This window comes from Lentzea fradiae (assembly GCF_900100955.1).
Taxonomy (GTDB): domain Bacteria; phylum Actinomycetota; class Actinomycetes; order Mycobacteriales; family Pseudonocardiaceae; genus Lentzea; species Lentzea fradiae.
In genome coordinates this window covers 433,135-459,191 of record NZ_FNCC01000008.1, presented here as the reverse complement: position 1 = coordinate 459,191, position 26,057 = coordinate 433,135, and the positions used below count along the sequence as shown (strand labels likewise).

Sequence of the window (26,057 nt, the reverse complement as noted above, 5' to 3'; positions counted from 1 at the left end):
CCGGACGTCGGGTCAGCCGGGTGAAGGCCGGTCCGGTCAGGACAGGCTGGGCGTGAAGGCGACGGGCAGGCTGCGCAGGGCGTGGATCTCGCCGGCGTCGGCGAAGCGCTCTCCCGGCCCGGTGACCCGGAAGTCCGGGAGGCGCGTGAGGATCTCGTCCAGCACGACGCGGAACATGGTGCGGGCGAGGTTGGCTCCCAGGCAGTGGTGCGCGCCGATGCCGAAGGCCAGGTGCCGGTAGTGCGGCCTGTCGAGGTCGATCTCGTCCGGACGGTCGAAGACGGCGGGATCGCGGTTGGCGGCCGCGAACATCATCAGCACCGAGTCGCCCTCGTTCAGCCGCTGTCCGAAGAACGTCGTGTCGCGGGTGACCGTCCTGGCCAGGCCCTGGGACGGCGTGTCCCGTCGGAGGAACTCCTCGGTGGCCGTGGCCAGCAGCGACCTGTCCTCGATCAACCGCCGGCGCAGGTCCGGTCGCCGGTCCAGTTCGACCAGCGCGTTGCCCAGCAGTCCGCTCGTGGTGTCCATGCCCGCCAGGAACATCACGAAGGCGTACATGATGACCTCGATCGCTTCGAGGGGGCGGCCTTCCACGGTGCCGCGCATGATGGCGCTGAGGAGGTCGTCGCCGAGGCCGTTCTCGGTGCGCCGCGTCATCTCCTCGGTGATGGTGGTGAAGATCTTCCCCGCGGCTTCGGCCGCCTTCTCCGGCTCGGTGGTCCGGTCGTGCAGGACGGCGTGCACGCACTCGACCCACTCCGCCCAGCGGTCCTGGTCGAAGTCGAGCATCGAGAGGATCACGCGGGCGGGCAACGGGGTTGCCAGCTCGGTCACGATGTCGCACTCGCCTCGCCCGGCGAACCGGTCGATCAGGTCGCCGGTCATCTCCCGGATGGCTGGTTCGGCCGCCTGAACGGCCGCGCGGGAGAAGTGGCGGGCGGTGATCGCGCGCAGTTCGCCGGTGAGGGGCGGGTCGGTCTCGGCGGGCAGGATCGGCATCGGGATCGGGGACGGCGGGATGCCCACGGACGGGCGGGAGCTGAACAGCTCGTCGTCGCGCAGCGCGGACGTCACCGACTGGTAGTCGGTGAGCACCCAGAAGCCGCCGTGCGCCTCGGTGTGGGCCACCGGGCAGCGCGACCTGAGGTCGTCCATGATCTCGTGGTTGCGTTCGCGGAAGTCGGCCGAGTGGTGGTCGAAGTCGACCTCGGGGCGGTCTGGCGCCACCTGCCGGGTTTCCGGTTTCGTCATCGTCGTCCCACCTTCTCGTCGAGGACCGGGCAGGGTCGTCCGCTCACCACCGGCGGGCACCCGCGAAATGGGCGGCGTCGATCAGGACGTCCCTGCTGGACGCGGTGATCGGTGCCGCCGTGATGGCCGTGACCGCTTCCCCGACCAGGTCGCCGATGAGGGTCTCCACCTCGTCGACGGCGCCGGTGCGCAGCAGCAGCGACCGCAGCGACTCCAGGTCGGCGACGGCCGGTTCGCCGGGCAGCAGCAGGGTGCGGTCTCCGCCCGCCGCCTGGTGCCGGAGGCCGGCGAGGAGCCGGGTCGCCTTCTGGTGCGTGACGTCACCGGCGACCGGCTTGCCGGTCTCCCACTCGTCCCCGAAGACGTCGAGCAGGTCGTCGCGGTACTGGAACGCCAGGCCGACGGCCCGTCCGTAGGCGCGCAGGTACGGGTCCAGCTCCGGGCCTCTGGAGGTCAGCGCCGCCCCCACCAGCAGCGGGCCTTCGACCGTGTAGCTCGCCGTCTTCAGCAACGCGGTCCTCGACGCCGTCTCGTCGTCGACGGCGGGCGCGGCGGCGTTCTCCAGGTCGAGGTACTGGCCGAGCATGAGCTGGTTGGCCGCGCGGTAGAAGAGGCGCTGCGCTCGCCGCGGCAGCGACAGCAGCAGCTCGGTGCACGTCAGCAGCGCGAAGTCGCCGAGCAGGATCGCCATGTTCTCGCCGTAGCGCTGGGCCTGGCCCCGCAGGCCGAGTGAGCGGTGCCGGTCGGCGAACAGGACCTGGATCGTCGGGGCAGACCGCCGCGTGGGCGACTCGTCCATCACGTCGTCGTGCACGAGCGCGAAGAGGTGCAGCAGCTCCACGACCGCGCCCGCCTCGACGGCGCACCCGTCGTCCGGGTCGCCGCCCGCGGCGACGAATCCCCAGTGGACGAAGGCGGGCCGGATCCGCTTGCCCCCGGACAAGGCCATGGTGCGCAACGGTTCCAGGCCGGGCGAGCCGGCATCGAGCACCGTCTCGCTGTCGCGCAGGGCGCGGTCGAACAGGTCGGTGAGGTAGGCGTCGACCCGGTGCCGGACGAGGTCGAGGTCGGCGGTGAGACGCTCGGCCGTGCGGCTGGGGTGGGGGCTCACCGGGACACCTCTTCCTCGACCAGCGCCAGTGCGGACAGGACCGCGGACCTCACCACGACGTCGGGCGAGTACAGGCACTTCCCGATCCACAGCCACGGGTACGGCCCGGTGGCGTGCCGCGCCAGCCAGTCGTGACCGCGGCGCAGTGCTTGCACGGGCACGGTTTCCCCGCGCCGCAGCGCCATCGTGAGCGCCTGGAGGCAGTAGGCGGTCTCCTCCGCGGTGGACAGGTACGAGCCCCAGGACCCGTCGGGCCGCTGCGTCCGGAGCAGCCAGTCCAGGGCGTGCGCGAAGATCTCGTCCGGCAGGCCCTCGCCCGCCAGCACGGCGTGCGCGGTCACGTAGTACGGCGACGCGTGCCACTTGTCGAGCCAGAAGCCGGACCGGTCCTGGCTGTTCTCCAGGTACCGCACCGTTTTGCGGACCGCCGGGTCGTCGCCGGGCAGTCCCGCGGCCCGCAGGGCGCCCAGCATGTGCACGTTGGTGCTGACCGAGGGGTTCCGTTCGGTCGGCCAGCAGTGGAAGTGCTCGGGCCCCTCGTAGGAGATCAACGCGTCGAGGTCCGCCGCCCTGCCCGCGCGGGACAGCACCTCGGAGGTGACCGCGGTGTCGTCGCCGTCCTCCGGCCGGAACCCGGAGCCGAAGCTGACCCCCCGGCCGGGCGTCCAGGCGCCTTCCACGGCCGCCAGCAGCCGATCGCGCGCCGGGAAGGGGCCGGACCGCGTCAGCCCGACGTTGTAGAGCGTCCACACGTTCTCGAAGACGTCGATGGGGCCGACGTTGGGCACTCCGCCGTCGGCGCCGGTCACGGTCCTGAGGTATCCCAGCGCGGCGCTGTCGCCGGTGGTGGCGGCGTACCAGGCCGTCGCGGCGGGGCTGTACCCCACCGAACCGTTGTGCCCCAGCAGGTTCTCCAGGTCTACCAGGTGCAGCTCGGCGGCGCCCGCCATCTCGACGGAGTGCGCGAGGACGGACTCGCCGTTGATGAACCCGGACGGCACCCTGGCCAGCTTGGCCTCGCGCTCCGCGACGAGCCCGGCCAGCACCTCGTCCACCTCGTCACCGACGACGCCCAGCTCCCTGGCCTCGCCGAGCAGTGCGGGGGCGAGCAGCTCGAAGCCGATCGTCTCACCGGCCGCGTCGTCGCCGAGGCTCTTGAGGTCGTTCGCGAGCACCGCCGCCCCGCGCTCGACGCGCTGCCGGTCGGACGGGTCGCCGGTCCGCGCGAGGGCGGTCACGGCGGACAGCGTGCAGATCAGCCTGTCGTGGTGGTAGTCGAGGTGCGGGGCGCCCCAGGCTCCGTCGGCCAGCTGGTGCCGCCGGAGCCAGTCCAGGGCTCCGCCCGACAGATCGGGATCCACGTCCCCGAGCCGGGCCACCCGTCCGACGTCGTAGGCCGAGTCGGTCACCCGGCCCGGACCGACCTGGTTCAGCAGTTCGGCGATCTCGTCGTGTCGTGACACCTAGGACTCCGTATCGAAGAGTGTTCGGTACTCGTGCCGGGAGTAGAACTCGGAGACGAAGTCCGCACAGTCGGCGATCCACCTCTCCGCGCGGCCGGTGCTCGTCCGTGGCTTCTCGGCCTGTCCCTTGAGCTCCCGCAGGTGGACGTCGATGTCGGCGGCGATCTCGCGGAGGGCCCGGCCGAGCCGCCGCCGCGGGTCGGCGGGCTGTCCGGGGACGTCCGCAGACGAGAGGACCAGGACGCTGTTGATCGTGCCCTCGCCCGCCTCCTTCACGTGCGTGCGCAGGTCGTTGGCCAGCCGGATGCACCGCGCCAGCGTGGCGCTCAGGCCGTGCAGGAAGTCCATCTGCTCCAGCACGGACCGGTCACCGATCACGGTGAGGGCGGCCCAGGTGACGGGGCGGGAGTCGATGGCCTCGACGGCGTTCGCCAGATAGTCCTCAAAGGACGGAAGCGCCTGGGGGTCGGCGTCGTGGGCGTGCCGCCACTCGCACTCCACCATCATGGCGCGCATCGTCGCCTCGAGCGCCGACCTCCACTCCGGCTCCAGCTCCGCGAAGAGCGGGACCGACCGGAGCTCGTCGCGGCAGTCCGCCAGAGCCCGGGCGACGGGGTCGGCGGCGTCCACCTCTGCCCCCGCCAGGAAGTCGAGGTAGCGCCGCATCCTGGTGTGGTGCTCGGCGATCGACAGGTGGTGGTTGTCGAACACGTCGTCGAAGACGAGCGTCCAGCAGGACAGCTTGACGACCGGCACCAGCTCCGCGGCGGACAGCTCGGGGGTGATCGCGGCCAGCGTGACCGCGACGGTCCAGCTGAGTCCCCGGTACTGGTCGGACACGCCGCCGAGCCACGGCTCGACGAGGCCGGCCACCTGGTCGCTCACCGCGCGGATGCGGCGCTGCTCGTCCTGGTCCAGCCGTCCCAGGTTGGGCATCCGCAAGGACTCCCAGCCCGCGTCGAGCTCCTCCTGGTCCAGTGGTGGGGCGAAGACCTGGTCAGTGCTCACGGGAACTCCAGTCGGTGTGCTCACGGGCCGGTCCCGGTCAGCGGACGGTCGCGGCGAGCGGCTCGGTCACCCTGCGGACGAAGTCGGCGAACAGCTCGCGCACGAGCTCCTCCTCCAGGTCCCGCCGGTCGAAGGTCACGGTGGCGACGAGGTCGCCGGATCCCTTGCGGTGCAGGCGGAACATCAGCCCGACGTCGCCGGTGGGACCGACGTCGGTGTTGGCGAGCAGGTGGGCGGTCGCCGGTCCGAACGCGATCCGGTCACCGACGCCGGACGACGGCAGGTACTGGAAGAGCAGCAGGCCGACCGGTTCCGTCGACACGGCGTGGATCACGTCGGGGTGCATGCCGAGGATGTCGATCGTCGGGATGTGGGCCCTGTCGTAGGCGTCGCGCACCACGTCGCGCACTTGTGGCGTAAGGCTTTCCCAGTCCGCGCCCTCCGGTACCCGGACCCGCAGCAGCGACGGGTGCAGGAAGGGCCCGATCAGGTTCTTGGTGTCCGGATGGTTGCGCTGCTCGAAAACGGTGGCGACGAGGATGTCGCGGGTCGCCGCCCGATCGGCCATGGACAGGCAGAACCCGGTGAACAGCGTGGCGAACAACGTCGTGCGGTGGCGCAGCGCCCACTTCTCCAGCGCGGCGGCCTGTGCGCTGTCCAGCACGTGCAGGCGCAGTGCGCTGGAGCTCGGCGGACGGCCCCAGTCGCGTTCCAGCCCCGGCGCCGGCGACACGGGTCGCGCGCCCTCGATCGTCGTGCGCCAGAACTCGCGGTCGGCGTCCAGCCGCCCGGCGACGCTGTCGACGACCTGCCGGACGTAGGGCCCGAACTGCAGCGGGGGCGCGGGAACGCGCTCACCGGCCAGCCGCGCGGTGTAGAGCGCCCCCAGCTCGGACATGGCCAGTTCCAACGAGGGCGGATCGGTGTGCAGGTGGTGGAAGACCAGGCTGACCAGGTGGGTGCCGTCGTCGAGCCGGACCACCTGTCCGCGCACGAGCGGCGGTTCGTCGACGGGCACGGGTGTCCGCGTCCACGCGTCCGCGAAGTCCTGCACGCGCTCCGCGGGTCCCTCGGACCGCTCCAGCCGGGCGGTGCGGTGCGGGTGCACGCGCTGGACCCAGCTCGCGCCCTCCCGTTCGAGCACGGTGCGCAGGACGTCGTTGCGCGCGACGAGGTCGTCGTAGGCGCCGTCCAGCACGTCGACGTCCAGCGGCCCGTCGACGACCACCGAGATCGCCATGGTCATGTGCGGCCCGATCGACCCGCTGGGCAGGAACTGGTCGGTGGTCATGAGCGTGTACTGGAAGACGGACGCGGGCCAGGTGGGCAGCATGGACTCTCCTCCGCGACAAGGATCAGCGCACCGTGCGCGGCTATTCCCGAGGAGGATTTCGCGCACTGCTCGAAAATCTCGAAGAATGGTTTCCCCGACCCGGATGTTTCGTCGGATTGACGGCAACGTACACGCGCACTCCGGTTGCTCAAATACTCTGCCTGCCTCCGGCAGCACTGGTCCCAATGGCTTACACAACCCTTCTGAACTGCGGTTATCTCCGCGCCGGCCGACGGCCCCCGCCCCTGAACTCTTGCCTCACGCAGGAACGGCCCGTCCCTTCTTGACGGCTCCGCCGGCGAACTGCTTCGCTGCGTGAGCGGCTATATCCGTCCTTGGCCGACACACCGGACGCGGCCGACCTCGACCCTCCGGAAACAAATGCCGCGCCGGAAATCGATCAGTCCGCCAGCCCGTGTGGTGAGGAGCCGTGGTGCACCCGAAGACCGCCCGAACGCTCAATCGCAAGGAGTTCGACGACCTGCGGCGCACGGTCGCGATCCGCGCCGAGACCCGCCGCAACGTGGAGGCCGACGCGACGTACGCGACCCCCCTGCCGCGGGAGGTGAGCCTGCAGCTGACCTACAAGTGCAACCTGCGCTGCAACCACTGCTACCAGTGGAACGACCAGGGCTTCTTCCACGACTTCAGCAAGCAGAAGCAGCGCACCGAACTCGACCTCGACATCATCGACGACGTCCTGCGGATCACCGACGACACGCGGGCGAAGGTCTTCCTGTGGGGCGGCGAACCGTTGATGCACAGCCGGTTCGCCGAGGTGGCGGCTCTGCTGGCCAGGACGCCGCGCACGGTGAACCTGTGCACCAACGCGCTGCTGATCAAGCGCAACCTGCCGCACCTGCTGACCATCGGCCCCGGTCTCAACGTCCTGGTCAGCCTGGACGGTCTCGGCGCCGACCACGAAGCGCTGCGCGGCCGCGGCACGTTCCCTCGCACCATCGACAACGCGCGCCTGCTGCTGGACCTGCAGAAGACCGGCGAGTACCAGGGCGAAGTCTCGATCTCGTGCATGGTCAGCAACGAGACCATCGGCTCGATGTACGAGTTCATGGAGTGGGCGGAGGAGCTCGGCGTCAACACCGTGTACTTCCAGTTCCCCTGGTACATCAGTCCCGAGGTCGCGACTTCGATGGACGAGATGTACGCGGAGAACTTCGCGTGGCTCAACCCGCCGGCGCCCGGCGCCACGCCGACCTGGCACTCCTACACCTACCGGATCCAGCCGGAGCTCATCGAGACGTTGCGGACGTCGATGACCCGGCTGGCCGAGCGGACGTGGAACGTCCGCATCCGCTACCAGCCGCAGCTCGAGCTGGACGAGATCGAGGACTTCGTGCTCGGGTCGTCGAAGCCCGCCCAGAAGCGCAACCGGTGCCTCGCCGTGTCCAACCGCCTCGAGGTGCACGCCGACGGCAAGGTCAGCTCCTGCAAGTTCTTCCCCGAGTTCGTCATCGGCGACCTCCACGACCAGAGCGTCGAGGAGGTCTGGCAGGGCGAGGCGTTCCGCCGGGTCCGCACCGTCCTGCGCGGGACGAGCCTCATGCCCGTCTGCTCCAAGTGCATCCTCCTCTACCTGAACGGGGTCTGACCGTTGACCGAAGTCGAAGCGCGCGGGCCCCGGCTGGAGGAGACCGCGGTGGAGCACCGCATCCGGGCCGTCCTCGGCGAGGTCCTCGGCGACGAGGAGCTCGCCGCGAGCATCACGGACGAGACGAACATCGTCGACGACCTCGGTCTCAACTCCATCCAGATGATCAACTTCCTGCTCGCGCTGGAGGACGCGTTCGACGTCGAGCTGGAGTTCGAGGAGCTCAGCTTCTCGCAGCTCGAGTCCTTCCCGGCGATCCGCCAGTTCGTGATGGCGGCCATGGCGGCCGACCGGTGACCTCGGCGCGGACGGTGCGCCTCGGCACGTTCGACGTCGAGGCCAGGTGGCGGCCCGCCGGACTCGCGACGCTGCCCGCGGTGCGGGACCCCGGCGGGGACGCCGTCTCGTCCGCCATGGACGAACTGCTCGTGGTGGCCTGCGATCCGGGCGACCTGCTCGTCACCGGCGCGGAGGTGCCCCCGTCGTTCCTGACCGTCCTCGGTGACGCGGGGGTGGAGACCGGGCACCGGGTGGCTCCGCACGGCACCGGAACCGTGGAGGAACGGCTGCTGTCCCACCCGCCGGAGGACCTGCGCGGCTGCGGCTTCGCGCCGTACGCCGTCCTCCCGGAGACCGCGGCGCTGGTCGGTGCGCTCGGCCTGCGGACCGCGCAGCCCGATCACGCCGTGGTGCGGGCGGTCTCCTCCAAGTCGTGGTCCAACGCGTTGGTGCGCGAGCTGGGACTGCCAGGGGCAGGGGTCGTCGTCGACTCCGTGCCGAGGCTGCTGGAGGAAGTGGAGGCCCTCGACGGCGCGCCCGCCCTCCTGAAGGACCCCTTCGGGGTGTCAGGACGGGGAACCATCGAGGTGTCCTCCCCCGGTGTGCTGCGCTCGGTCGGCCGCGTCCTGACCAAGCAGGCGGACCGCGGGGCGGCCGTCGAGGTGCTCGTGCAGCCCCGGTTCGACCGGGTGGCGGACTTCTCCGCCCAGTTCCACGTGCACGAGGACGGGCGGGTGGACTGGCACGGGACGCGGCTCATCGAGAACACCGGCTTCGCCTACACCGGTTCGCGACCGGTTCCGGCGGCGCTCGGGACGCGCCTCGGCAGGGCCGGCTACCGGGAGGTGATGGCCGATGTCGGGGCCGCGCTGGCCGCGGCCGGCTACCACGGGCCGGTCTGCGTCGACTCGATGCTGCTGCGGGACGGCACGCTCGTCCCGGTGCTGGAGATCAACCCCCGGATGTCCATGGGGCTGCTGAGCATCCTCGCGGCACGGCGGCTCGCCGGACCCGCGACCACGGCCCGGCTCGCCGTGCGCGCACTGCGCACAGACAGTCCACATCGGACGTTCGACGCCCTGGTGGCGTTGCTGCGGCGCAACGGGGTGCTGTTCCGCTCCGGCGGCACGGGGCTGCTCCCGCTGACCGCGGGCACCCTGTCCTCGTCGAGGGGACGGCTCTACTGCGCGGTGGTCGCCCGCGACGACGACGAGGACCGCGAGCTCGGCGCCGAGCTGGACGCGATCGCCGGCTCGCCGCCGGACCGGTGGGCGGCGGTGAGCCGTGCGTCGTGAGATCGGGCTCGTCGGGGCGACGCCGATCGCGGTGAAGGCCGTCGTCACCCCGGCGCGCGGCCACGAGGACGTGCGGGTCCGCGCGGTGGCCGCGAGCACGGCTGACCGCGCCGAGGCGTTCCGCTCCGCCCACGGCCTGCTCACCGCTCACGGCGACTACCAGGCCCTCGTGGACGACGAGAAGATCGACACCGTCTACGTCTCCCTGCACAACAGCGCGCACGCGCAGTGGGCGGCCGCGGCCGCCAGGGCGGGCAAGCACGTGGTCGTGGAGAAACCGCTGTGCCTCGGCCGCCGGGAGCTGCACGCGCTCCGGCACGCCGCCGAGGCGTCCGGCGTGCACGTCGTCGAAGCGGTGATCACGGCGGACCACCCGTGGCAGGAGGCCGTGCGCGGCATCATCGCGTCGGGCGAGCTGGGTGAGCTCACCGGGATCGAGTCGCACATCGCCTTCGCCCTGTCCGAGCGCACCGGGTACCGGTTCCGGCCGGAGCTCGGCGGCGGCGCCCTGTACGACACCGCGAGCTACTGGCTCGACGCCGTGGGCGGCACGGTCGGGCTCGACGGCGCCACCGCGAGCGGCCACTCGGACTTCGACGGTCCCCACGGCGTGGACCTGACCTTCGGCGCGACGCTGCGGTGGCCCTCCGGCCTGCGCGCCCGGCTGCGCGCGGCGCTGACCGGGCCGTACCGGGCCGACCACGAGTTCGCGTTCACCGCGGGCCGCGTCCGGCTGCGCGACGTCCTGCGCCCGGCGGCGGGGCCGTTCCCGCTGAACCTGCACCTCCGGCGGGACGACGGATCGCGCGAGGTGCGGTCCTTCCCGGCGGGCCCGTACCACGACCGGCAGTTCGCCCGGATCCTCCGGCTGCTCGACACGCCCCCGCGCGTGGACGCCGCCGCCGCCGAGCGGGTGGCCCTCGTGGAGGACGCCTACCTGGACGCCGTCGGAAAGCACCTCGACCCGTGACCGGCAAGGGAGAACAGTGACCATCGCCGTACTGACGTCCGGTGTCGCCCTGGGCGTCCACGTCCCCGGGCTCCTGCTGGCGCGCAGGCTCGCCGAGGCGGGCGTGCGGGCCAGGGTGGACGTGCTGGAACGCCACCTGCCCGAGGCGCGGCGCGACCTGATCCCCGAGTCGAAGGTCGCGTTCCACCGGGACTTCCGGGTCGCGCTGGCCGGTCAGCGGCTGGCCAGGCGCAACCCCGCCGAACTGGCGGAGGACTCCGTCTCCGCGTTGCTCGCGGAGTGGGAGGACGAGCAGGTCGACCTGCTCGTCGTGCTGTCCGGGTTCTGGCTGCCCGCGGTCCGGCGGTACGCGTCGGCCCGCGCGGGCGTGCGCGTCCACGCCTGCCACGTCGACTCGACCGCGTCGCCCTCCTTCAGGTCGGCCGGGTGGACGGCGTCTGCGCAGGAGCGCCACGAGGACGTCTGGCTGCTGGAGCAGAACGCCGGCGGGGTGGCCACGACGATCCCCGTGAGCCGCGCCGAGCCGGTCCCGTGGTCCGCGCGCAACGGCAGGCTGCTGGCCCACGGCGGCGGGTGGGGCATGGGCACCTACCGGTCCGACGCGGCCGACCTGACGAGCGAGGGGTTCGCACTGGACCTCGTCGCCTACGAGTGGGCCGACGTGGTCCGGGGCGACGACCGGAACCGGTACTTCATGATCGACCCCGCCTGGCACCCGTGGCACGACGACGGGTTCCCGCCGTTCGGCCGGGTCGCCGCGGACGGCCGGGTGGACTACCGGCGCCGCGAGGACCACCACGACGGGTTCGACCTGACCAGGGAGGCGATCGCGGTGGTCAGCAAGCCCGGTGGCGGCACCCTGATGGACTCGCTGTCCTCGGCGACCCCTGTCGTGTTGCTCAAGCCGTTCGGCGAGCACGAGGCGCGCAACGCGCAGCTGTGGGAACGGCTCGGGTTCGGGATCTCCTACCCCCACTGGGTCGCCGGCGGGAAGTCGCTCGCCGTGCTGGAGGGGCTGCACCGCAACCTGCTGGCCGCCAGGCCGCGCGCACTGTCCTACCCGGACCGCCTGGCCGGGCTGTCCACCTGACGACCGGAGACCACCATGGCGCACACCTTCTCCGTCTACGGCACCGCGCTTCCCGGCAGGCCGAGCGCCGCCAACTCCCTGCTGACCATCGGCGAGCTGGCCGAGCGGGCCGAGCGCTACGGGTACGAGGGGCTGCTGGTCTTCTACAACCACGAGAACCTCGACCCGTGGGTGGTGGCCGCCGCGACCGCCGGGGCCACGAAGGCCCTCGTCCCGCTGGTGGCCGTGCAGCCCTGCGCGATGCCGCCGTTCACCGCAGCGAAGATGGTCCACGGGCTGGCGTCGCTGCACGGGCGGCGCGTCGACATCAACCTGATCACCGGTGGCATCAAAGGAGAGCTCGACCAGATCGGCGACACCCTCGACCACGACGAGCGGTACGCGCGGGCGATGGAGTACATCACCGTGGTGCGGGCGCTGCTCGGCGGCGACGAGCCGCTGACGCACGAGGGCCGGTTCTACCGGTTCTCGGGTCTGCGCACGTACTCCGCGCTGCCGCCCGAGCTCCAGCCCAGGGTCTTCGTGGCTGGCTCGTCGGCGGCGGGCCGCGCGGTGGCGGCGGCCGTGGCCGACGTGGCCGTGACCCACCCCGAGCCGCTGGCGGCGTTCGCGTCGGACTTCGTCGCTTCGCGCGCGGGCGCGGGCCACCGCCTGGGCGTCCGGGTCGGCCTGATCGCGCGGCCGACCGACGACGAGGCGTGGTCGGTCGCGCGGGCGGCCTACGTCCCCGACCGGAGGTCACGCCACATGACGGCGTTGAAGACGCGGTCGGAGTCGGACTGGAACCGGCGGATGGCCAGGCTCGCCACGAACGGCGAGACCCACGACGGCGTGTACTGGACCGGCGCCTACCGGGCGGACAAGGGCCTGATGCCCCAGCTCGTGGGCAGCTACGACCGCGTCACCGAGTACCTCGACGGCTACCTGTCCCTGGGCGTGGACACCGTGCTGCTGGGCGGGGTGCTCACCGAGGAGGAGTTCCACCACAACGACGTCGTCCTGTCCCGGCTGCGCTGACGCGCCTCACCCCGCCACGCGGCGCACGGCCTGCTTGAACTTCATCCGGTACAGCGACCGCGCGGCGAGCGCCTTCACCCCGCGGTACCCCCGCGGCACGGCCTCGACCAGCATGATCAGGTACAGGTACGCCTGGTAGAGCGCGATCCGCCGGCGAGCCCGCGGGGTGAGCTCGGCCGGGCCACCAGCCTCGCGGTAGCCGTCGAGCAGAGGGTCGTCGTCCGCGAGGTCACCGAGCAGCGCCAGCGACACGAACTCCGCGTGCGGGTCGCCCCAGAACGCCCGCTCCAGGTCGATCAGCCCGGTGACGCTCCTGCCGCCGTCGTGGGAGCCCAGCATGATGTTGCCCTCCCACAGGTCGAAGTGCACCAGCACGGGGTCGGTCACCTCGTCGAGCAGCGCCCTGTTCGCCCGCACCAGCTCGCGCAGGGCGGGCGTCGGGACGGGCGGCACGACCCCGTAGCGGTCGGCGTCGTCCAGCACGGCGTCGAACATCGCGGTGAACGCTTCGGCCCAGGTGTCGCCGCGCAGCCCGGTAGACGGCTCGGGGTAGCCGAACCCGGTCCCCCTGACGGTGTGCAGCCCGGCGACGACGCGGCCGAGCTCGTGGCGCAGCCCCGCGCGCTCGGCCGCGGAGATCCCGCCCGACAGCCGCTGCCAGGTCTCGCCGCCGAGCACGGAGGTGACCAGGAAGTCGCCGCCCACCCCCGCGCTGTCGAACCCCGCGTGGTGCAGCACGGGCACCGGGGCGGCGGGCGCGGCGAGCTCGAGGACCAACGCCTCCGTGCGCGCGATCCGCCGCTCGTAGGTCAGCAGCGGCGCCGACCGCGGCGGAGCGGCCTTCAGCACGACCGGCCCGACCGGGTCCAGGTCGAGCAGCCACACGGCGTTGAAGGTCCCGTCGCCCAGCTCCCGCACCGCGGTGACCGAGGCGTCCGCGCCGAACGCCTCGGTCACGGCCGCGGCCAGCTCGTCCTCACCCAGTGCGCGCTTGGTCGTGCTCCGCACGTCCACTCCCCTTCTCGTCCACCCTCAGCAGTCTCACGGCGGGCACCGCGAACAGAAATCCGATCACGACGCGGGAGACCAGGTAGGCGGTCGACCACAGCAGGCTCAGCACCGCCGCGTCCTCCCGGCTCATGAGGCCCCACGCGTCGCTGAGCAGCAGGACGCACGCGCCCTGCGGGCCGCCGTACCCGGCGACCGACACCGGCAGCTGGACCACGACCAGGAACACCGAGCAGAACTGCACCAGCCGGCCGAAGTCGAGGTCCACGCCGTTGGCCAGCAGCAGCGACCACCACGACGCGGCCATCGCCAGGACGAGACAGGACCTCAGGCCGAGCTGCGCGAGCATCTGCGCCGGGCTCGTCTGCACCAGCACCGACAGGAAAGCGTTGCGGCGCAACCGGGGCAGCACACCGCGGGCAGCGGGGAGCCAGGCCCACAGCAGGAACAGCGCCAGCGCGAGCGCCATCAGGGCCGCCAGGACCGAGGCCCCCGCGGGCATCCCGTCGACGGTGCCGGTCCCCACGACGACGAGCCCGACCAGCACGATCGTGTCCGCCACCGTCAGCACCTCGGTGGCCCCGAGAGTCCGCAGCACCGGCACCCGCCAGCGCCGGTGGAAGTACAGTGTGGCGACGAGCTTCGTGAGCGGGGAGAACACCACGCCGAGCAGCTGCTTGCCGCACACGATGGTCGCGACGTGCCGGACCGGTACCGCCGCGGCCAGGTGCTTGCGGTACACGAGCGTGAAGGCGGCGGTGTCCAGGACGCAGAACGCCACGGTGTAGCCCGCCACGGCGGCGACCACCAGTCCGGGGTGGGCCCGGCGCACGGCGTCCGGCAGCGTCGCCCAGTCCACCCCGCTCAACGACCACCAGCACAGCAACGCGGCGGCGGTCAGCGTGAGCAGCGCACCCACCGCCCGTCGCGCGCATCCGGTCGTCCTCGTTCCTGGCGACGTCCACCCGTCCGGCCTCGTCGGGTCCACGGCTGCTGTTACTTCACGAACGCGGGCTCGACCCTGGGCGGCCAGCTCTCGATGCTCAGCAGGCCCATCGCGTAGGCCCGCGAGACGAGCGCGGGCCGGTTGGGGGCCCTGAGCTTCCTCAGCATGGTGCCGAGGTGGTACTCGACGCCCTGGCGGCTCAGGAACAGCCTGGACGCCAGCTGCGTCGTGGACTCTCCCGCGGCCATCCCCTCGAGAATCCTGGCGTGCACGTCGCTGAGCACCTTGCCCTGGTCGACCTTCACCTCACCGCGCTCGGCGTTCTCCTTGCGCAGGATCACCAGCAGGGCCGAGATGGAGGTGTCGTGGCCGTACACCGCGATCGCGGTCATCGTGGTGGGCACCGTGCTGCCGTCCGGCCGGACGGCGGCCACCTGCTCGGCGAACCGGCCTTTCCGGTCCTTCGCCAGTCTTTCCAGCTGCCGCTCCAGGCCGGGGCGCACGCCGGGGTGGATCAGCTCGACGAAGTCCCGGCTGTACACGTCGTGGATCGACCGGCCGACGAAGTTGAGCAGGTCGGCGTTGGCCTCCAGCACTTTTCTTCTGGGGTCGAGCCTGGCGATGCCCAACCCGGAACGCTCGAACATCGAGCGGTAGAGGGTGTCGTCGACCAAGCTGTGAGAGCGCTCTACCGGGTGGTCGTAGCGTTGGAACACAACTACTCCTCGTACTGGTCTGAAGGCGCAGCGACCTGCTGACCGTTCTCATCAAGAGCAATATCGATCGTATGAACGCCGATAGCGCTGGGCAACGACAGGCGCCCCGCCCTGGCTAACTCTGTGGGTGACGCACCAGCTAGGTACGGTGTACCCGTCCCCCGAACCGAACATCCCACCACAGCCCCCGCACATGCTCTGTCCTGCGCTTATCGTCACTCCACAGTGGATCTTAGGAGCACGCCGGCCGGGTGCTGGGCCGTGTGCGCGTCTCAGCTGGACGCCCAATTCACGGCCGGGGGAAACCGGTTATGGGCAGTGCGGGACAACTGATTGCGGCAACACGCACGTACTCACGCCGTACAAAGTAGAACCATTTCCTGGATGACAAAGAGGTGTCGCGCCGCCGAACTCCTCCGGCGCTCAGTCCTCGAGAAGATCGTCGCCGAGCGCCGCCGGCAGGCCGGAGCGGCCCGTCACCCCGAGCTTGCGGTAGGAGTTCGTCAGGTGCTTCTCCACGGCCCGTGAGCTGACCCCGAACTCCTGCGCGATCTCCTGGTTGGTGAAGCCCCGCGCCGCCAGGCCCGCGACCCGGCGCTCGGTCTTGGTCAGCGTCGTCGACGTCGGCCTGCCCGCGCCGAACCACGGCTCGACACCCACCGGGACCGGCCGCCCCTTGCGGGAGGAGCCGCCGCTACGGCGTTCCAGGGCGGCCGACACCCTCGTCAGCTCCAGCGCGTCGCCCGCGTCCTCCAGGACGGCGGCCGCCTCGCGGAGCAGGTCGACGCCTGCCTGGCCCTCGGTGATCATGCCCTTGATCCGGAGGGCGCGGCCGACCGTCGCGGGGGCTCCCCAGACGAGGGCGCGGGTGAGCTCGTCCTCGGCCAGCTCCAGCGCTTCCGCCTGCCTGCCGAGCTCGTGCAGCAGTCCCGCCGCCCAGCCCCGCCAGGGCAGGACGGCGGGGTTGGTCCACCCCATGAGGTCGAGGCTCCGCCCGCAGTCCATCAGGTGGTCGAGGGCGGCGGCGTGGTCGCCCGCGCGGGCGGAGAGCCAGCCGCGGAGCAGGTGGACGGTCCAGGACGCGGAGAGCCTCGGCTCGGCGCCGCCGCAGCGGTCCAGGATCTGTTCGGCGAGCAGGACGTCGTCCGCCTCGATGGCGGCGAGCGCGAGCGAGGCGTCCGGACCGGCCGCGGGCGAGCTCCAGTCCCGGGAAACCGCCTCCAACGCCGAGGCCGCCACGACGCTCGCCTCCGCCGGTTTCCCCACCCTCGCGAGCACCAGGGCGTACTTCGCCCCGATGGTCGCCTGGCAGGACGGCGAGCTCATCCTGGTCGCCCAGTCGAGCGCCAGGTCCAGCCAGCCCCTGACCTCCTCCGGGGGACCGGCTGCCAGCAACGCGGTGATCAGCAGCGGCACCGCGGCGTGCGCGGTGCGGGTGGACGCGGGCTCCAGGTCCAGCAGCCTGCGGCCGAGCCGGAGCGCCTCGGACGCCGGGAAGTCACCGGTGACGGTGGCCGCGAAGAGCAGGACCGACGCGAGCTCGCGCTCGCCCCTGGAGTCGAGCGGGAGCTCCGGCCCCGCGCGCCGCAACCGGTCGACGGCGTCCACGAGGTGCCCGGCGTGGCGGGACCGGGTGAAGCGCAGGCGCGCTTCGAGGCACAGCGCGAGCTCGCGGTCGGCGGCCGGGACCCGGTCCGGGTCGGCCAGCTCGCCCGCGACCTGCGTGAGGACGTCGATCATCGGCTGGGTCGCCGTGGCCAGCAGGGCGGGCGGGATGCGGACGAGGGCGAGGGCGCGGTCGCGGCTGGACTCCAGGAACGGCACGCCCTGGGACATGTGCCGCAGCGCGGCCTGGGTGTCGAACTCCACCTCCACCGTGGCCAGCTCCACCAGCAGGAGCGCCCGGCCCGCGGTGCCGGGCGGCGAGTCCAGCAGCGCCCGGCGCAGGTACCGCGCGGCGACCTCGGGGGCGCCGCGGTTGAGCGCGGTCTCGGCCGACGCGCGCAGCACCTCGATCGCCCAGGGCTCGCACTTCCCCGTGGCCGCCAGCAGGTGCGCGGCGACGTGCTCGGACGAGAAGCCGCTGTCGTAGAGCAGCACGGCCGCCCGCCGGTGCAGGCGGTCCACCTCGGCCGCCGTCATCATCTGCTCCACGGCCTCCCGGACGACGACGTGGACGAACCGCGGCGGGTCCTCCCCGACGACCAGGCCGAGCCTGCTCAGCAGCCGGACGGCCTCGGCGCTTCCCACGGGGTCCAGCTCCGCCAGCCCGGTGATGAGCGCGGCGTCCCCGTGGTGGCCCAGCACCACCATCGCCTTGGCGAACCTCTTGATCCAGGTGGGTTGCGCGGACAGGCGGCCGGACAACCGGTCGAGCAGGTGCGACGGCGACAGCGAGCGGGCCGTGCCCGCGACCTCGGAGCGCGGTGGGTACCCGCTCTGCCGCATCCCCGTCAGGACGGCCTTCAGGAACATCGGGTTGCCCGCGGCCGCCTCGTGGCAGGCGAGCACGAACTCCTCGTCCCCCGGCTCGCCGAACTCGTCGCGCACCAGGTGGGCGACGCTCGCCGCCGACAGCGGTCCCAGCCAGAGCGTGTGCGTGGCCGCCCGGACCACGTCCCTGACCGACGCGCGGTTCGCGCGGGGATCACCTTCGCCGACCGTCGCCACCACCGTCACCCGCAGGTCGACCATGCGCCGCACGAGGTGACCCAGCAACCGCAGCGACAGCGTGTCCGCCCACTGCAGGTCGTCCACCAGCAGCAGCAGGGGCTGCTCGGCGCTCATGGTGCCCAGCATCCGCACCAGGCCGTCCAGCACCACCTGCCACACGCCCCCGACCTGCCGGTCGTCGTCCGGGGACCCGGGGTCGTCCAGGTCGTCCGACGGGCGCATCAGGTCGTCGGTGAACAGCAGCAGCGCGGACGACGCCGGTCCCGCCAGCCACCGGTCGCGGACCTCGTCCGAGGCGGCGGTGAACGCGGGCTCCAGCAGCTGCCGCACGACGCCGAACGCGAAGTCCTGCTCCAGCGGCACGCAGGTGGCGTGCGCCACGCGGGCGCCGTGCTCCTCGGCCACCGCCGGGAGGTGGTCGAGCAGTGCGGACTTCCCGATGCCGACGGGACCCGACACGACGACCAAGCGGCCGTAGCCCCGTTCCGCCGCCCGCAAGGCGTCGGCCACGACGTAGAGTTCCGGACCCCGCTCGTACAGCGTCACAGCACCGCCCCTCCGGCGTCGGCCGCGAACCACGTTCGCACCAGCGCGTCGTGCGCGTCCTGGAGACGGCCGGCCCTTCCGGCGTCTTCGCAGGCGCGCAACGCCGTGGCGGCGGCGGGACGCCACGGGATCAGCAGCGGGTTGGTCACACCCGCGTTCAGCAGCAGCCTGCCGCACTCCAGCAACATCGCGGAAGCGGCCACGACGTCGCCTTGGTCCAGCAGCAGCAGGCCACGGGCGTAGAACAGGACCGCGGAGTCCACGCAGCCCTCCCCCGCCGTCTCGTGGCCGGGGCCGATCTCGTCTTTGCGCGCGCCCACCAGCAGGCGCATCGCTTCCAGCAACGACCGCTGCTGGGGGTGCCAGCAGTGCTCGGGCATCGTCCGGAGCGTCGCGGCGAGGTCCCGCGCCGCCTCGTCGGCCCGGCCGTGCCGCAGCGAGACGCCGACGCGGGCCAGCAGCGCGAACCCCACCGCCGCCCGGTCGTGCGGGAGCCGGACGCCGGCCACGACCGCGTCCAGCCCGGCCACGGCCTCGTCCCGGCGGCCCGCGACGTCCAGCGCGACGCAGGCCGCGACCCGCAGCGACAGCGGGCACTCGTCCCGGCCGTCGGCGCGCAGGGCCATCCGCGCCAGCGCGCGGACCCGGCCGGCGTGCCGCCCCGTCACGGCGAGCCGCCACGCGACGGCGGCGGCCTGTGCCGGGTCGTCCGGCGTGCCGGGCAGCGGGGCGAAGGCCGTGCGCCCCATGGTTTCCGGCACCTCGCGCAGCCGGTCCTGGCTGAGCCAGTGCAGGGCGAGCAGCCGGGCGCGGGCGTCCGGCGCCACGTCGTCGCGCTCGCGGACCTCGCGGGTCAGCCGCTGCACCAGGGCGAAGTCACCGCGGGCCAGCACGAGGTCCGCGGCGCGCACGCGGAGGACGTCGGCGACCGGGCCGGCGGAGGCGGTGACCACCCTGGCGAGGTGGCGGTCGCTGGCGAACGGCGCGATGGCCAGTTCGGCCTCGCCGAGGTCGTACAGGATCCGGGCCTCGGACGCCCCGCTCACCGGTTCGCGCAGGGCGCGCCTCAGCAGGCGGCTCGCCGTGGCGGTGTCCCCCAGCTCGGTGCACCTGGCGGCGGTGTCGGACAGGACGTCGACCGCCCACCGGTCACCGACCGGCCGGGTGGCGGGGAGGATGCCCGCCACCGCGCCGTCCGGCACCGCGCTGCGGTGGCACAGCCCGGCCACGACCGCGCGCGTCCGCTCCCGCTCGTCGAAGCTCATCGTCGTGAGCAGGCGGTCCACCGGCACCCAGTCGGCGGGCACGGGCTTGCGGTCGAGGGTCACCAGGCCGGCCTTCCACAGCCTGGACCTCGCGTGCGCCGCGGACAGGCCCTCCAGGCCCGCCACCGAGCACACCAGCTCGAAGTCGAGGTTGCCCTCGCACACGGCCATCGTGCGCACCAGGTCGACGAGCTCGCCGGGCAGGCTGTCGAGGATCCTCGACAGCCGTTCGCCGAGCGCGTCCGCGGCCATGGCGCGCATCGGCACCACCGAGGACCGGTCCGCGGCCAGTCCCGCCGCGGCCATGCGGTGCGCCACGGTGTGCACCACGCCGGGTGTGTGCCCGGTCGCCCGCGCCACCTCGTCGGCGAACTCGTCGTCGAGCGGCTCACCGAGGGCGGACTCCAGCACCCGCCGCGTTCCCGCCGGGGTCAGCGGCCCCGGTTCCAGCACGCGTTCGGCCAGCAGCCGCAGCGAGTGCTCCCGGTCCGTGCCGCTGCTGACGCCCAGCAGGAACATCAGCGGCAGGCCCGACATCCGCCGGGTGACCGCGCTGAGCCAGCGGGCCGAGCCGGAGTCGATGAAGTGCGCGTCGTCCACCGCGACCAGCAGCGGTGACCGCTTCGCCTCGGCGATGACCTCCTCGCAGAGCACGGCCGCGAGGTCGTTGCCCCAGCGCGGCCTGCCCGGTCTGATGACCTGGGCGCTGAGCTGCGACGCCAGCCCGAAGTCGACGTTCGACTCGAAGCGGGAGCCGCGGGCGTAGGCGACCCGGACACCCGCTTCGTCGGCGAGCCCGCACCCGCGCCGGACCAGCGCGCCGGTGCCCATGCCCACCTGCCCCTCCACGACGAGCACCGACGACCGGCCGCGGCCGAGGTCGTCCAGCGTCCGCCGGAACACGTCCTGCTCCCGATCGCGGTCGACCAGCAGATCGGGGCGCGCGGTCACCCGCAACGGACGCGTCCGAGGGCGGCGTGCACCGTGCGGTGAGGGGATCCGACGTCATCCGGCCTCTCGACGTGGTCTGCCACAGCCCTCACCCTCACTCATCCCCGGCGGTGACTCGCCGGACCGGTTCGAACACTTACAGCAACTACTACCACGGCCGGAAACTCAGCCACAGCCTCCCGCGTGCCCCATGTCACCTGCCGGACCGGCGGGCACCAGCCCCTGCCAGGTGCCGGGATCCTCACGAACGCGCAGCTCGCGCAGCGCGTCGACGAACTGCGGGAGCCGATCGACGCCCCAGAACTTCTCGTGCCCGACGATGAAGAACGGCACGCCGAAAACGCCGTCGCGCCACACCTCCTCCAGCCTCTGGACGGCCAAGCCGCGCAACCGGGAGTCCTGGGCCGCCGTCGCCAGCCGGACCGGGTCGAGACCGAGGTCGCCCGCGATGTCGGACATCACGTCGGGGTCCGAGATGTCGCGGCCGCGCTCCCACCGCGCCCGGCTGGCGGCGGCGACGAACTCGCGGCCCGCGCCCTCCTCCTCGGCGGCGAGGTAGGCCAGGTGGGACACCTCCCAGACCGGGTTCCGGTCGACCGGCCAGGTCATCGCGAGGCCGCGGTCCTTCGCCATCCGCCGGACGTCCTGGAGGATGTAGCGCCCCTTCTCCACGGACATCGGCACGTACGGCAGCTTGATGCCCGCCTCGGCGAGCAGCGACGAGCTGAGCTCGTCGGGCTCCCAGGTCGGCACCCACCGCACCGCGTCCAGGACGTCCGGGTACTGGGAGGACAGGTCGTGGTAGGCGAACCACGAGTAGGGGCTGCGCAGGGAGAAGTACCAGCGTGGTTGCTTCTTGGGCTTGCTGGGCAAGATGTCCTCCGGTCAGATGGTTATGCCGCCGTCGATCTGGAAGACCGAACCGGTGACGTACCCGGCGTCTCGGGACGCCAGGTAGGAGATCAGGTGGGCGACCTCGGCGGCCGTGCCCAGCCTGCCGAGCGGGACCGAGCCGAGCATCCTGGCCATCGCCTGGCCGCTGACACCCGCGGTCATGTCCGTCTCGATCAGGCCGGGCGCCACCACGTTGGCGCGGATGCCGTACCTGCCGACCTCTTTCGCCAGCGCCTTGGTGAAGCCGATGATCCCGGCCTTGGACGCGGAGTAGTTGGTCTGCGACGGGTTGCCGTGCACGCCGGACACCGACGAGACGTTGACGATGGAGCCGCGCTTGCGCTTCATCATGCCGAACACCACGGCGCGGCAGACGTGGTAGACGCCGTCGAGGTTCGTGTCGAGCACCGCGTGCCAGTCCTCGTCGGACATCAACGCGAGCGGGTTGTCCCTGGTGATGCCCGCGGACGTGACCGCGAGATCGACCGGCCCGAGGTCCGCCTCGACCTCGGCGACCCAGGTCCGCACGGAGCCCGCGTCGGTCACGTCGACCTGGTCTGACCGCACCCGCACGCCGAGCTCGGCGACCTCCTTCTCCAGCAGCGTGGCGGCTTCCCCCGCCGAGCGGTAGCAGAACGCCACGTCGAAGCCGTCCTCGGCGAGCCGGAGCACGGTCGCGCGGCCGATGCCCCGTGTGCCGCCGCTGACGAGCGCGACCCTCTTCCCCTTGTCCTCCATCATTCCGCTCCGTTCTGCAGACTGGAGGCCGGCCGGAAGGCGACGACCATCCTGGACACGGTGAACACCGGTTCTCCTTCCCGCACGCACTCCCCCTCGAGGATCACCGTGTCGCCGATCGACTTGACCACGCGGACCCGGTTCTCGAGCACGTCACCCGGCACCACCCGCCGATGGAACTCCACTGTGGACAGAGAGCCGAACAGCATCACGGAACCCGACAGCACGTCGGGGTTGGGCATGTCCGCGCCGACCGTGATCCCGGCGGTCTGCGCCCACGACTCGACGAGCAGCACCTCGGGGTAGCTCTGCCAGTCGCCGCCGTCGGCGTACCACGGCTCGTTGCGGCTGATGACCTTGATGGCGGTAGCCCACTCCCCCGGGACGACGCCGACGACCCGGTCCACGAGGAGCATCGGGTACCGGTGCGGCAGAACGGCTTGCGGCTCCACGGCGATCCTGCTCACCAGGCACCGTCCAGCCGGTAGCGCATCCGGACCACCGCCGCGTCGCCGCGGTCGGTCGAGGCGGTCGCGGTCAGCCGCCAGTCGTGGCCGTCGCGGCACCACTCCAGCTCGATCCTCAGCTCGTCGCCGGGGAACACCGGCGACAGGAACCGGACCGACTCCATCGCGGCCAGCGCCAGGTCTCCTGCGTCGTGGGGGGCGGTCAGGAGTCCGGCGCGGTGCACGCACTCGACCACGCACATGCCGGGGAAGATCGGAAAGCCGGGGTAGTGGCCCACGAACACCGGTTCGTCCGCGGTGATCCCGACGACGGCTGTCCCGCGCCACGTGTTGGCCTCGGCGCTGACCGCGGGTGGTGGGACCACCCGGATCAGGGCGAGCACCGGGGAGATGGCTGTGGTCATCGCTTTCCTCTCACCTCTGTCGTCGTTCGGTACTCCGACGGGCGGAGCTCTGACAGGCGGGTGCCCCGGGGTTCGGCCACGCCGCCCGGGGGGAGCCGGGGGTCCACCGCGGTCATCCGGATGAACCGGGCGGGCCGGGGCCGGGGGTCCCCGGCCCGCCTCGCGCGGAGGTTCCCGGCGCGAACGGCGCCACGGCGGGAAGTGGTCACGCCAGCCGCAGCAGCGAGCAGGCGACCGTGCCGTAGCGGTCGGCCGACGTCACCAGCGCGACCTTGCCCGCCGCCTCCGGCGAGTGCTCGGCGACGCTGAGCACCGCCGCGATCCGCAGAGCGGCACTGGCCGCGCCCGTGTCACCGAGGACGTCGCCGGTGGGCACGCGGTCCACGACCTCCGAACCGAACAACGACCGCACCACCTCGCGCTCGTCCCGTCCCCGGTCGCCGACCGAGGACGGAACGGCCGCCCACACCTCGTCCGCCTCGACGCCCGCCCTGGCGAGGACGGACCGGACACAGGCGACCAGCACCTTGCTCGGGTCGCCTTCCAGGTACACCCTGGACTCGGTGGCGAGCACCTCGGCCAGCGGCGCCCTGCCGCTCGCCGGCAGGGCCCGGTCCGCCGTCTCGACCAGGAGCACCGCGCAGCCCTCGCCGAGCACTCGGTCGGGGGTCTCGGCGGGCCACGAGTGCCGGTCGAGCCAGGCGCGCTCGGCCGAGTACTCCTCCGCCGCGCCCACCAGCACCTTGGCCGCCCGGTCGTGGATCAGCAGCCGGCGCGCGTAGTCGAGCGCCATCAGTCCCGCCGCCTGGCCGCCCGCGAGCGTCGTGTTCGGTCCCTTGAGGCCGTGCCAGATCGCACACGCCCCCGCGGCGCAGTTCATCACCGAGTTCGGCATCTTCGCGGGATCGACCAGGTAGGGCAGCTCCCGCACCAGCACGTCCTTGGTGAAGTCCATGATGGACTGTGCGCTGCCCATCGTGGAGCCGAGCACCAGAGCGGTGTCCTCGCCCGTGCCGATGCCGCCGTCCGCGAGCAGCTGTCCCACGGTGCTGACGACCAGTGCGGTGACCCGGTCCATCTTGCGCGTCCCCTTGGCGCCGAGCACCTCCCTGATCTCGAAGCCGGGCACCAGGCACCCGCGGCCGGACGGGCCCTGCCACCGCTCCTGGTCCAGCTCGGTCACCGTCGGCGCGCCCGTCACGACACCGTCCACGAAGGACTTCCGGCCGATCCCGTACGGGGAGACCGCGGACCAGGCCGTGATCACCAGGCGCTGTGCCGTGGTCATGACGCGAACTCCTTCTCCGAGTACTTGCCGAGGATCACGCTCGCGTTGTTGCCGCCGAACGCCAGGCCGTTGTTCTGCACCACGCGCAGGTCCGCCTCGACGGACACGTTGGGGACGCAGTCGATCTCGCACTCGGGGTCGGAGCTGCGGTGGTTGATCGTCGGCGGGATGAACCCGTGGGTGATCGCCAGCGCGCAGGCGATGGCGCCCAGCGCGCTCGCCGCGCCCATGGTGTGCCCCAGCATCGACTTCACCGAGATCGTGCGGGGTGGCCGGTCGCCGTAGAGGCCCCGGATCGCCCTGGTCTCGGTGACGTCGTTGGCCTGGGTGCCGGTGCCGTGGGCCGAGATCAGGTCGACCTCGTGCGGTTTGACCCCGGCGTCGGCCAGGGCGAGCCGCATGCACCGCTCGATGCTCTCCTGGTTCGGCGCCACCTGGTGGTAGGCGTCGCAGTTCAGGCCGTAGCCGAGCACCTCGGCGTAGATCCGGGCGCCGCGCGCCCGCGCCGAGTCGAGGCTCTCCAGCACCAGCAGCCCCGCGCCCTCACCGGTGAGGATGCCCTGGCGGTCCGCGTCGAACGGGCGGCAGCAGTCGGGCGCGATCGTGCCCAGCCGGTAGAAGCCGGCGAACGTCTTGCGGCACATGGCGTCCGCTCCGCCGCACAGCGCGAAGTCGACCTCGCCGGAGCGGACAGCGTCGAACCCGTCGCCGAGCGCGTAGTTGCCAGCCGAGCACGCCGTCGCGATGGTGTAGGCGCTCACGTTGGACAACCCCAGCTCCCTGGCGATCGCCAGGGACAGCATCGTCGCGGGAGCACGCCTGGCCACCTGGCCGTCCATCGCCGCGGAGCCGCGGTTCAGCGACGTCTCCAGCAGCGCTTCGAGGTCGACGGCCTCGCCGTCGGTCGTGCCGACGGACACCAGTCCGCGCTTGTCCGCCAGCTGCCGCTCGTCCAGGCCCGCGTCGCGGACGGCCATCCTGGCCGCCGCGACCGAGAACTGGCTCGCCCGGCCGAGGTCCGCCGGGTCGGTGACGCGCAGCCACTCGGCCGGGTCGAACCCGACGACCTCGCACCCGTTCGCGTACTCGAACCCGGTGGTGTCGAACACGCTGATCGGCCTGGCCCCGCTCCGGCCCGCGCGCAGGCCCGCGGCGAACTCCTCGGGACCGAACCCGATGCTCGACACCACGCCGAGGCCGGTCAGCACCACACGTTGTGCCATGCCGTCACCAGCCAGCCGACTCGGCCGTCACCTGGTGGACGCCGCGCAGGTTGACCATCCTGGGCAGCTCGGCCTGGTCGATCACCACGCCGAACTCCTTCTCCAGCGACGCCAGGATCTCGATGGCGCGCAGGGAGTCGGCCTCGTGGTCCTCGATGAAGAGGCTGGTCTCGGTGACCTCGTCCTCGCCGATCTCGAGGATCTCGCAGACGACGGTCTTGATCCGCGCGGCGCGCTCGGGGCTGACGGTGGTGGTGTCGGTGTTCTCGATCGTCACGACGTGCTCCTCGGGTGGGTGGTGGTGTTGGTGGTCAGTGCAGGACGCTGTGCGGCCGCATGTCGGTCCAGTGCTGCTCGACGTACTCGACGGCCGATGCTCGGGGGCCGGGGTCGTGCACGGTGGTCCAGCCCGCGGGCACGTCGGCGAAGTCGGGCCAGATGCAGTGCTGGCCGTCGTCGTTGACCAGCACCCGGTAGGTGGCGTCTTCGTCTTCGAACGGGTTCGTCATCGG

24 protein-coding genes are annotated in these 26,057 nt (G+C 72.2%); 6 read left to right on the top strand and 18 right to left on the bottom strand.

What is annotated here, in order from left to right; all coding sequences use genetic code 11:
* Positions 1-36 precede the first annotated feature (36 nt).
* The 5 genes from BLT23_RS21555 to BLT23_RS21535 are packed head-to-tail and all read right to left on the bottom strand — an operon-like array spanning position 37 to position 6,166.
* Positions 37-1,251 carry a cytochrome P450 gene (locus BLT23_RS21555; protein WP_090051597.1) on the bottom strand — a complete coding sequence of 405 codons (1,215 nt, stop codon included), beginning with the start codon at positions 1,249-1,251 and terminating at the stop codon, positions 37-39.
* 43 nt (positions 1,252-1,294) lie between these two features.
* The gene (locus tag BLT23_RS21550; protein ID WP_090051596.1) at positions 1,295-2,362 is read right to left on the bottom strand and encodes a polyprenyl synthetase family protein; all 1,068 of its coding nucleotides are present in this window, start codon (positions 2,360-2,362) and stop codon (positions 1,295-1,297) included.
* On the bottom strand, positions 2,359-3,825 hold the full coding sequence (locus BLT23_RS21545; RefSeq protein WP_090051595.1) for a prenyltransferase/squalene oxidase repeat-containing protein: 1,467 nt from the start codon (positions 3,823-3,825) through the stop codon (positions 2,359-2,361). The genes BLT23_RS21550 and BLT23_RS21545 overlap by 4 nt, the downstream gene beginning before the upstream one ends.
* Complete coding sequence (locus tag BLT23_RS21540) at positions 3,826-4,833, bottom strand: terpene synthase family protein (protein WP_090051594.1); 1,008 nt, start codon at positions 4,831-4,833, stop codon at positions 3,826-3,828.
* A gap of 37 nt (positions 4,834-4,870) precedes the next feature.
* Positions 4,871-6,166 carry a condensation domain-containing protein gene (locus BLT23_RS21535; protein ID WP_090051593.1) on the bottom strand — a complete coding sequence of 432 codons (1,296 nt, stop codon included), beginning with the start codon at positions 6,164-6,166 and terminating at the stop codon, positions 4,871-4,873.
* A 433-nt stretch (positions 6,167-6,599) separates the two neighbouring features.
* Between BLT23_RS21535 and BLT23_RS21530 the strand changes: the two genes are divergently transcribed.
* From BLT23_RS21530 to BLT23_RS21505, 6 genes are read left to right on the top strand one after another with little or no spacing between them, the layout of a single operon-like run.
* Positions 6,600-7,775, top strand: coding sequence for a radical SAM protein (locus tag BLT23_RS21530; RefSeq protein ID WP_176946858.1), 1,176 nt, complete (start codon positions 6,600-6,602; stop codon positions 7,773-7,775).
* A gap of 3 nt (positions 7,776-7,778) precedes the next feature.
* Positions 7,779-8,072, top strand: a complete 294-nt coding sequence (locus BLT23_RS21525; RefSeq protein ID WP_090051591.1) for an acyl carrier protein — start codon at positions 7,779-7,781, stop codon at positions 8,070-8,072.
* Positions 8,069-9,349 carry an ATP-grasp domain-containing protein gene (locus tag BLT23_RS21520; RefSeq protein WP_090051590.1) on the top strand — a complete coding sequence of 427 codons (1,281 nt, stop codon included), beginning with the start codon at positions 8,069-8,071 and terminating at the stop codon, positions 9,347-9,349. The genes BLT23_RS21525 and BLT23_RS21520 overlap by 4 nt, the downstream gene beginning before the upstream one ends.
* Positions 9,339-10,319 (top strand): Gfo/Idh/MocA family protein, encoded by a 981-nt coding sequence (locus BLT23_RS21515; RefSeq protein WP_090051589.1) that lies wholly within the window; start codon positions 9,339-9,341, stop codon positions 10,317-10,319. Before BLT23_RS21520 ends, BLT23_RS21515 begins: the two co-directional genes overlap by 11 nt.
* Before the next feature lie 16 nt (positions 10,320-10,335).
* Entirely contained in the window at positions 10,336-11,409 is a 1,074-nt protein-coding gene (locus BLT23_RS21510; protein ID WP_245744076.1) for a glycosyltransferase family protein, read from the top strand.
* 15 nt (positions 11,410-11,424) lie between these two features.
* Positions 11,425-12,426, top strand: a complete 1,002-nt coding sequence (locus BLT23_RS21505) for an LLM class flavin-dependent oxidoreductase (RefSeq protein WP_090051588.1) — start codon at positions 11,425-11,427, stop codon at positions 12,424-12,426.
* A gap of 6 nt (positions 12,427-12,432) precedes the next feature.
* On the opposite strand, the gene BLT23_RS21500 is transcribed toward BLT23_RS21505, so the two are convergent.
* From BLT23_RS21500 to BLT23_RS21445, 13 genes are all read right to left on the bottom strand, one after another.
* On the bottom strand, positions 12,433-13,434 hold the full coding sequence (locus BLT23_RS21500; RefSeq protein WP_176946857.1) for a phosphotransferase family protein: 1,002 nt from the start codon (positions 13,432-13,434) through the stop codon (positions 12,433-12,435).
* Positions 13,403-14,353 (bottom strand): lysylphosphatidylglycerol synthase domain-containing protein, encoded by a 951-nt coding sequence (locus BLT23_RS21495; protein ID WP_176946856.1) that lies wholly within the window; start codon positions 14,351-14,353, stop codon positions 13,403-13,405. The genes BLT23_RS21500 and BLT23_RS21495 overlap by 32 nt, the downstream gene beginning before the upstream one ends.
* Before the next feature lie 77 nt (positions 14,354-14,430).
* Positions 14,431-15,096, bottom strand: coding sequence for a LuxR C-terminal-related transcriptional regulator (locus BLT23_RS21490; RefSeq protein ID WP_218133821.1), 666 nt, complete (start codon positions 15,094-15,096; stop codon positions 14,431-14,433).
* A gap of 423 nt (positions 15,097-15,519) precedes the next feature.
* Entirely contained in the window at positions 15,520-18,315 is a 2,796-nt protein-coding gene (locus BLT23_RS21485) for a helix-turn-helix transcriptional regulator (RefSeq protein WP_176946855.1), read from the bottom strand.
* Positions 18,312-20,537, bottom strand: coding sequence for an ATP-binding protein (locus tag BLT23_RS40845; RefSeq protein ID WP_176946854.1), 2,226 nt, complete (start codon positions 20,535-20,537; stop codon positions 18,312-18,314). Before BLT23_RS40845 ends, BLT23_RS21485 begins: the two co-directional genes overlap by 4 nt.
* Positions 20,538-20,696: 159 nt before the next feature.
* Complete coding sequence (locus tag BLT23_RS21480; RefSeq protein ID WP_090051584.1) at positions 20,697-21,404, bottom strand: 2-hydroxychromene-2-carboxylate isomerase; 708 nt, start codon at positions 21,402-21,404, stop codon at positions 20,697-20,699.
* Positions 21,405-21,416: 12 nt separating this feature from the next.
* The gene (gene fabG, locus BLT23_RS21475) at positions 21,417-22,163 is read right to left on the bottom strand and encodes a 3-oxoacyl-ACP reductase FabG (RefSeq protein ID WP_090051583.1); all 747 of its coding nucleotides are present in this window, start codon (positions 22,161-22,163) and stop codon (positions 21,417-21,419) included.
* A complete protein-coding gene (locus BLT23_RS21470) occupies positions 22,163-22,630 on the bottom strand; it encodes a 3-hydroxyacyl-ACP dehydratase FabZ family protein (RefSeq protein WP_218133820.1) in 468 nt (155 codons plus the stop codon). Before BLT23_RS21470 ends, fabG begins: the two co-directional genes overlap by 1 nt.
* Positions 22,627-23,034 (bottom strand): 3-hydroxyacyl-ACP dehydratase FabZ family protein, encoded by a 408-nt coding sequence (locus tag BLT23_RS21465; RefSeq protein ID WP_090051582.1) that lies wholly within the window; start codon positions 23,032-23,034, stop codon positions 22,627-22,629. Before BLT23_RS21465 ends, BLT23_RS21470 begins: the two co-directional genes overlap by 4 nt.
* Before the next feature lie 205 nt (positions 23,035-23,239).
* The gene (locus tag BLT23_RS21460) at positions 23,240-24,322 is read right to left on the bottom strand and encodes a beta-ketoacyl synthase N-terminal-like domain-containing protein (RefSeq protein WP_090051581.1); all 1,083 of its coding nucleotides are present in this window, start codon (positions 24,320-24,322) and stop codon (positions 23,240-23,242) included.
* A complete protein-coding gene (locus BLT23_RS21455; protein WP_090051580.1) occupies positions 24,319-25,545 on the bottom strand; it encodes a beta-ketoacyl-[acyl-carrier-protein] synthase family protein in 1,227 nt (408 codons plus the stop codon). Before BLT23_RS21455 ends, BLT23_RS21460 begins: the two co-directional genes overlap by 4 nt.
* A gap of 4 nt (positions 25,546-25,549) precedes the next feature.
* Positions 25,550-25,822, bottom strand: coding sequence for an acyl carrier protein (locus BLT23_RS21450; protein ID WP_245744075.1), 273 nt, complete (start codon positions 25,820-25,822; stop codon positions 25,550-25,552).
* 34 nt (positions 25,823-25,856) lie between these two features.
* Positions 25,857-26,054, bottom strand: coding sequence for an MbtH family protein (locus BLT23_RS21445; protein WP_090051579.1), 198 nt, complete (start codon positions 26,052-26,054; stop codon positions 25,857-25,859).
* Between the last annotated feature and the right edge of the window lie 3 nt (positions 26,055-26,057).

Coding starts and splice junctions, on each gene's coding strand:
- BLT23_RS21465 (WP_090051582.1), bottom strand. CDS start 23,034: ATGACCACAGCCATCTCCCCGGTGCTCGCCCTGATCCGGGTGGTCCCA.
- fabG (WP_090051583.1), bottom strand. CDS start 22,163: ATGGAGGACAAGGGGAAGAGGGTCGCGCTCGTCAGCGGCGGCACACGG.
- BLT23_RS21455 (WP_090051580.1), bottom strand. CDS start 25,545: ATGGCACAACGTGTGGTGCTGACCGGCCTCGGCGTGGTGTCGAGCATC.
- BLT23_RS21555 (WP_090051597.1), bottom strand. CDS start 1,251: ATGACGAAACCGGAAACCCGGCAGGTGGCGCCAGACCGCCCCGAGGTC.
- BLT23_RS21535 (WP_090051593.1), bottom strand. CDS start 6,166: ATGCTGCCCACCTGGCCCGCGTCCGTCTTCCAGTACACGCTCATGACC.
- BLT23_RS21460 (WP_090051581.1), bottom strand. CDS start 24,322: ATGACCACGGCACAGCGCCTGGTGATCACGGCCTGGTCCGCGGTCTCC.
- BLT23_RS21445 (WP_090051579.1), bottom strand. CDS start 26,054: ATGACGAACCCGTTCGAAGACGAAGACGCCACCTACCGGGTGCTGGTC.
- BLT23_RS21505 (WP_090051588.1), top strand. CDS start 11,425: ATGGCGCACACCTTCTCCGTCTACGGCACCGCGCTTCCCGGCAGGCCG.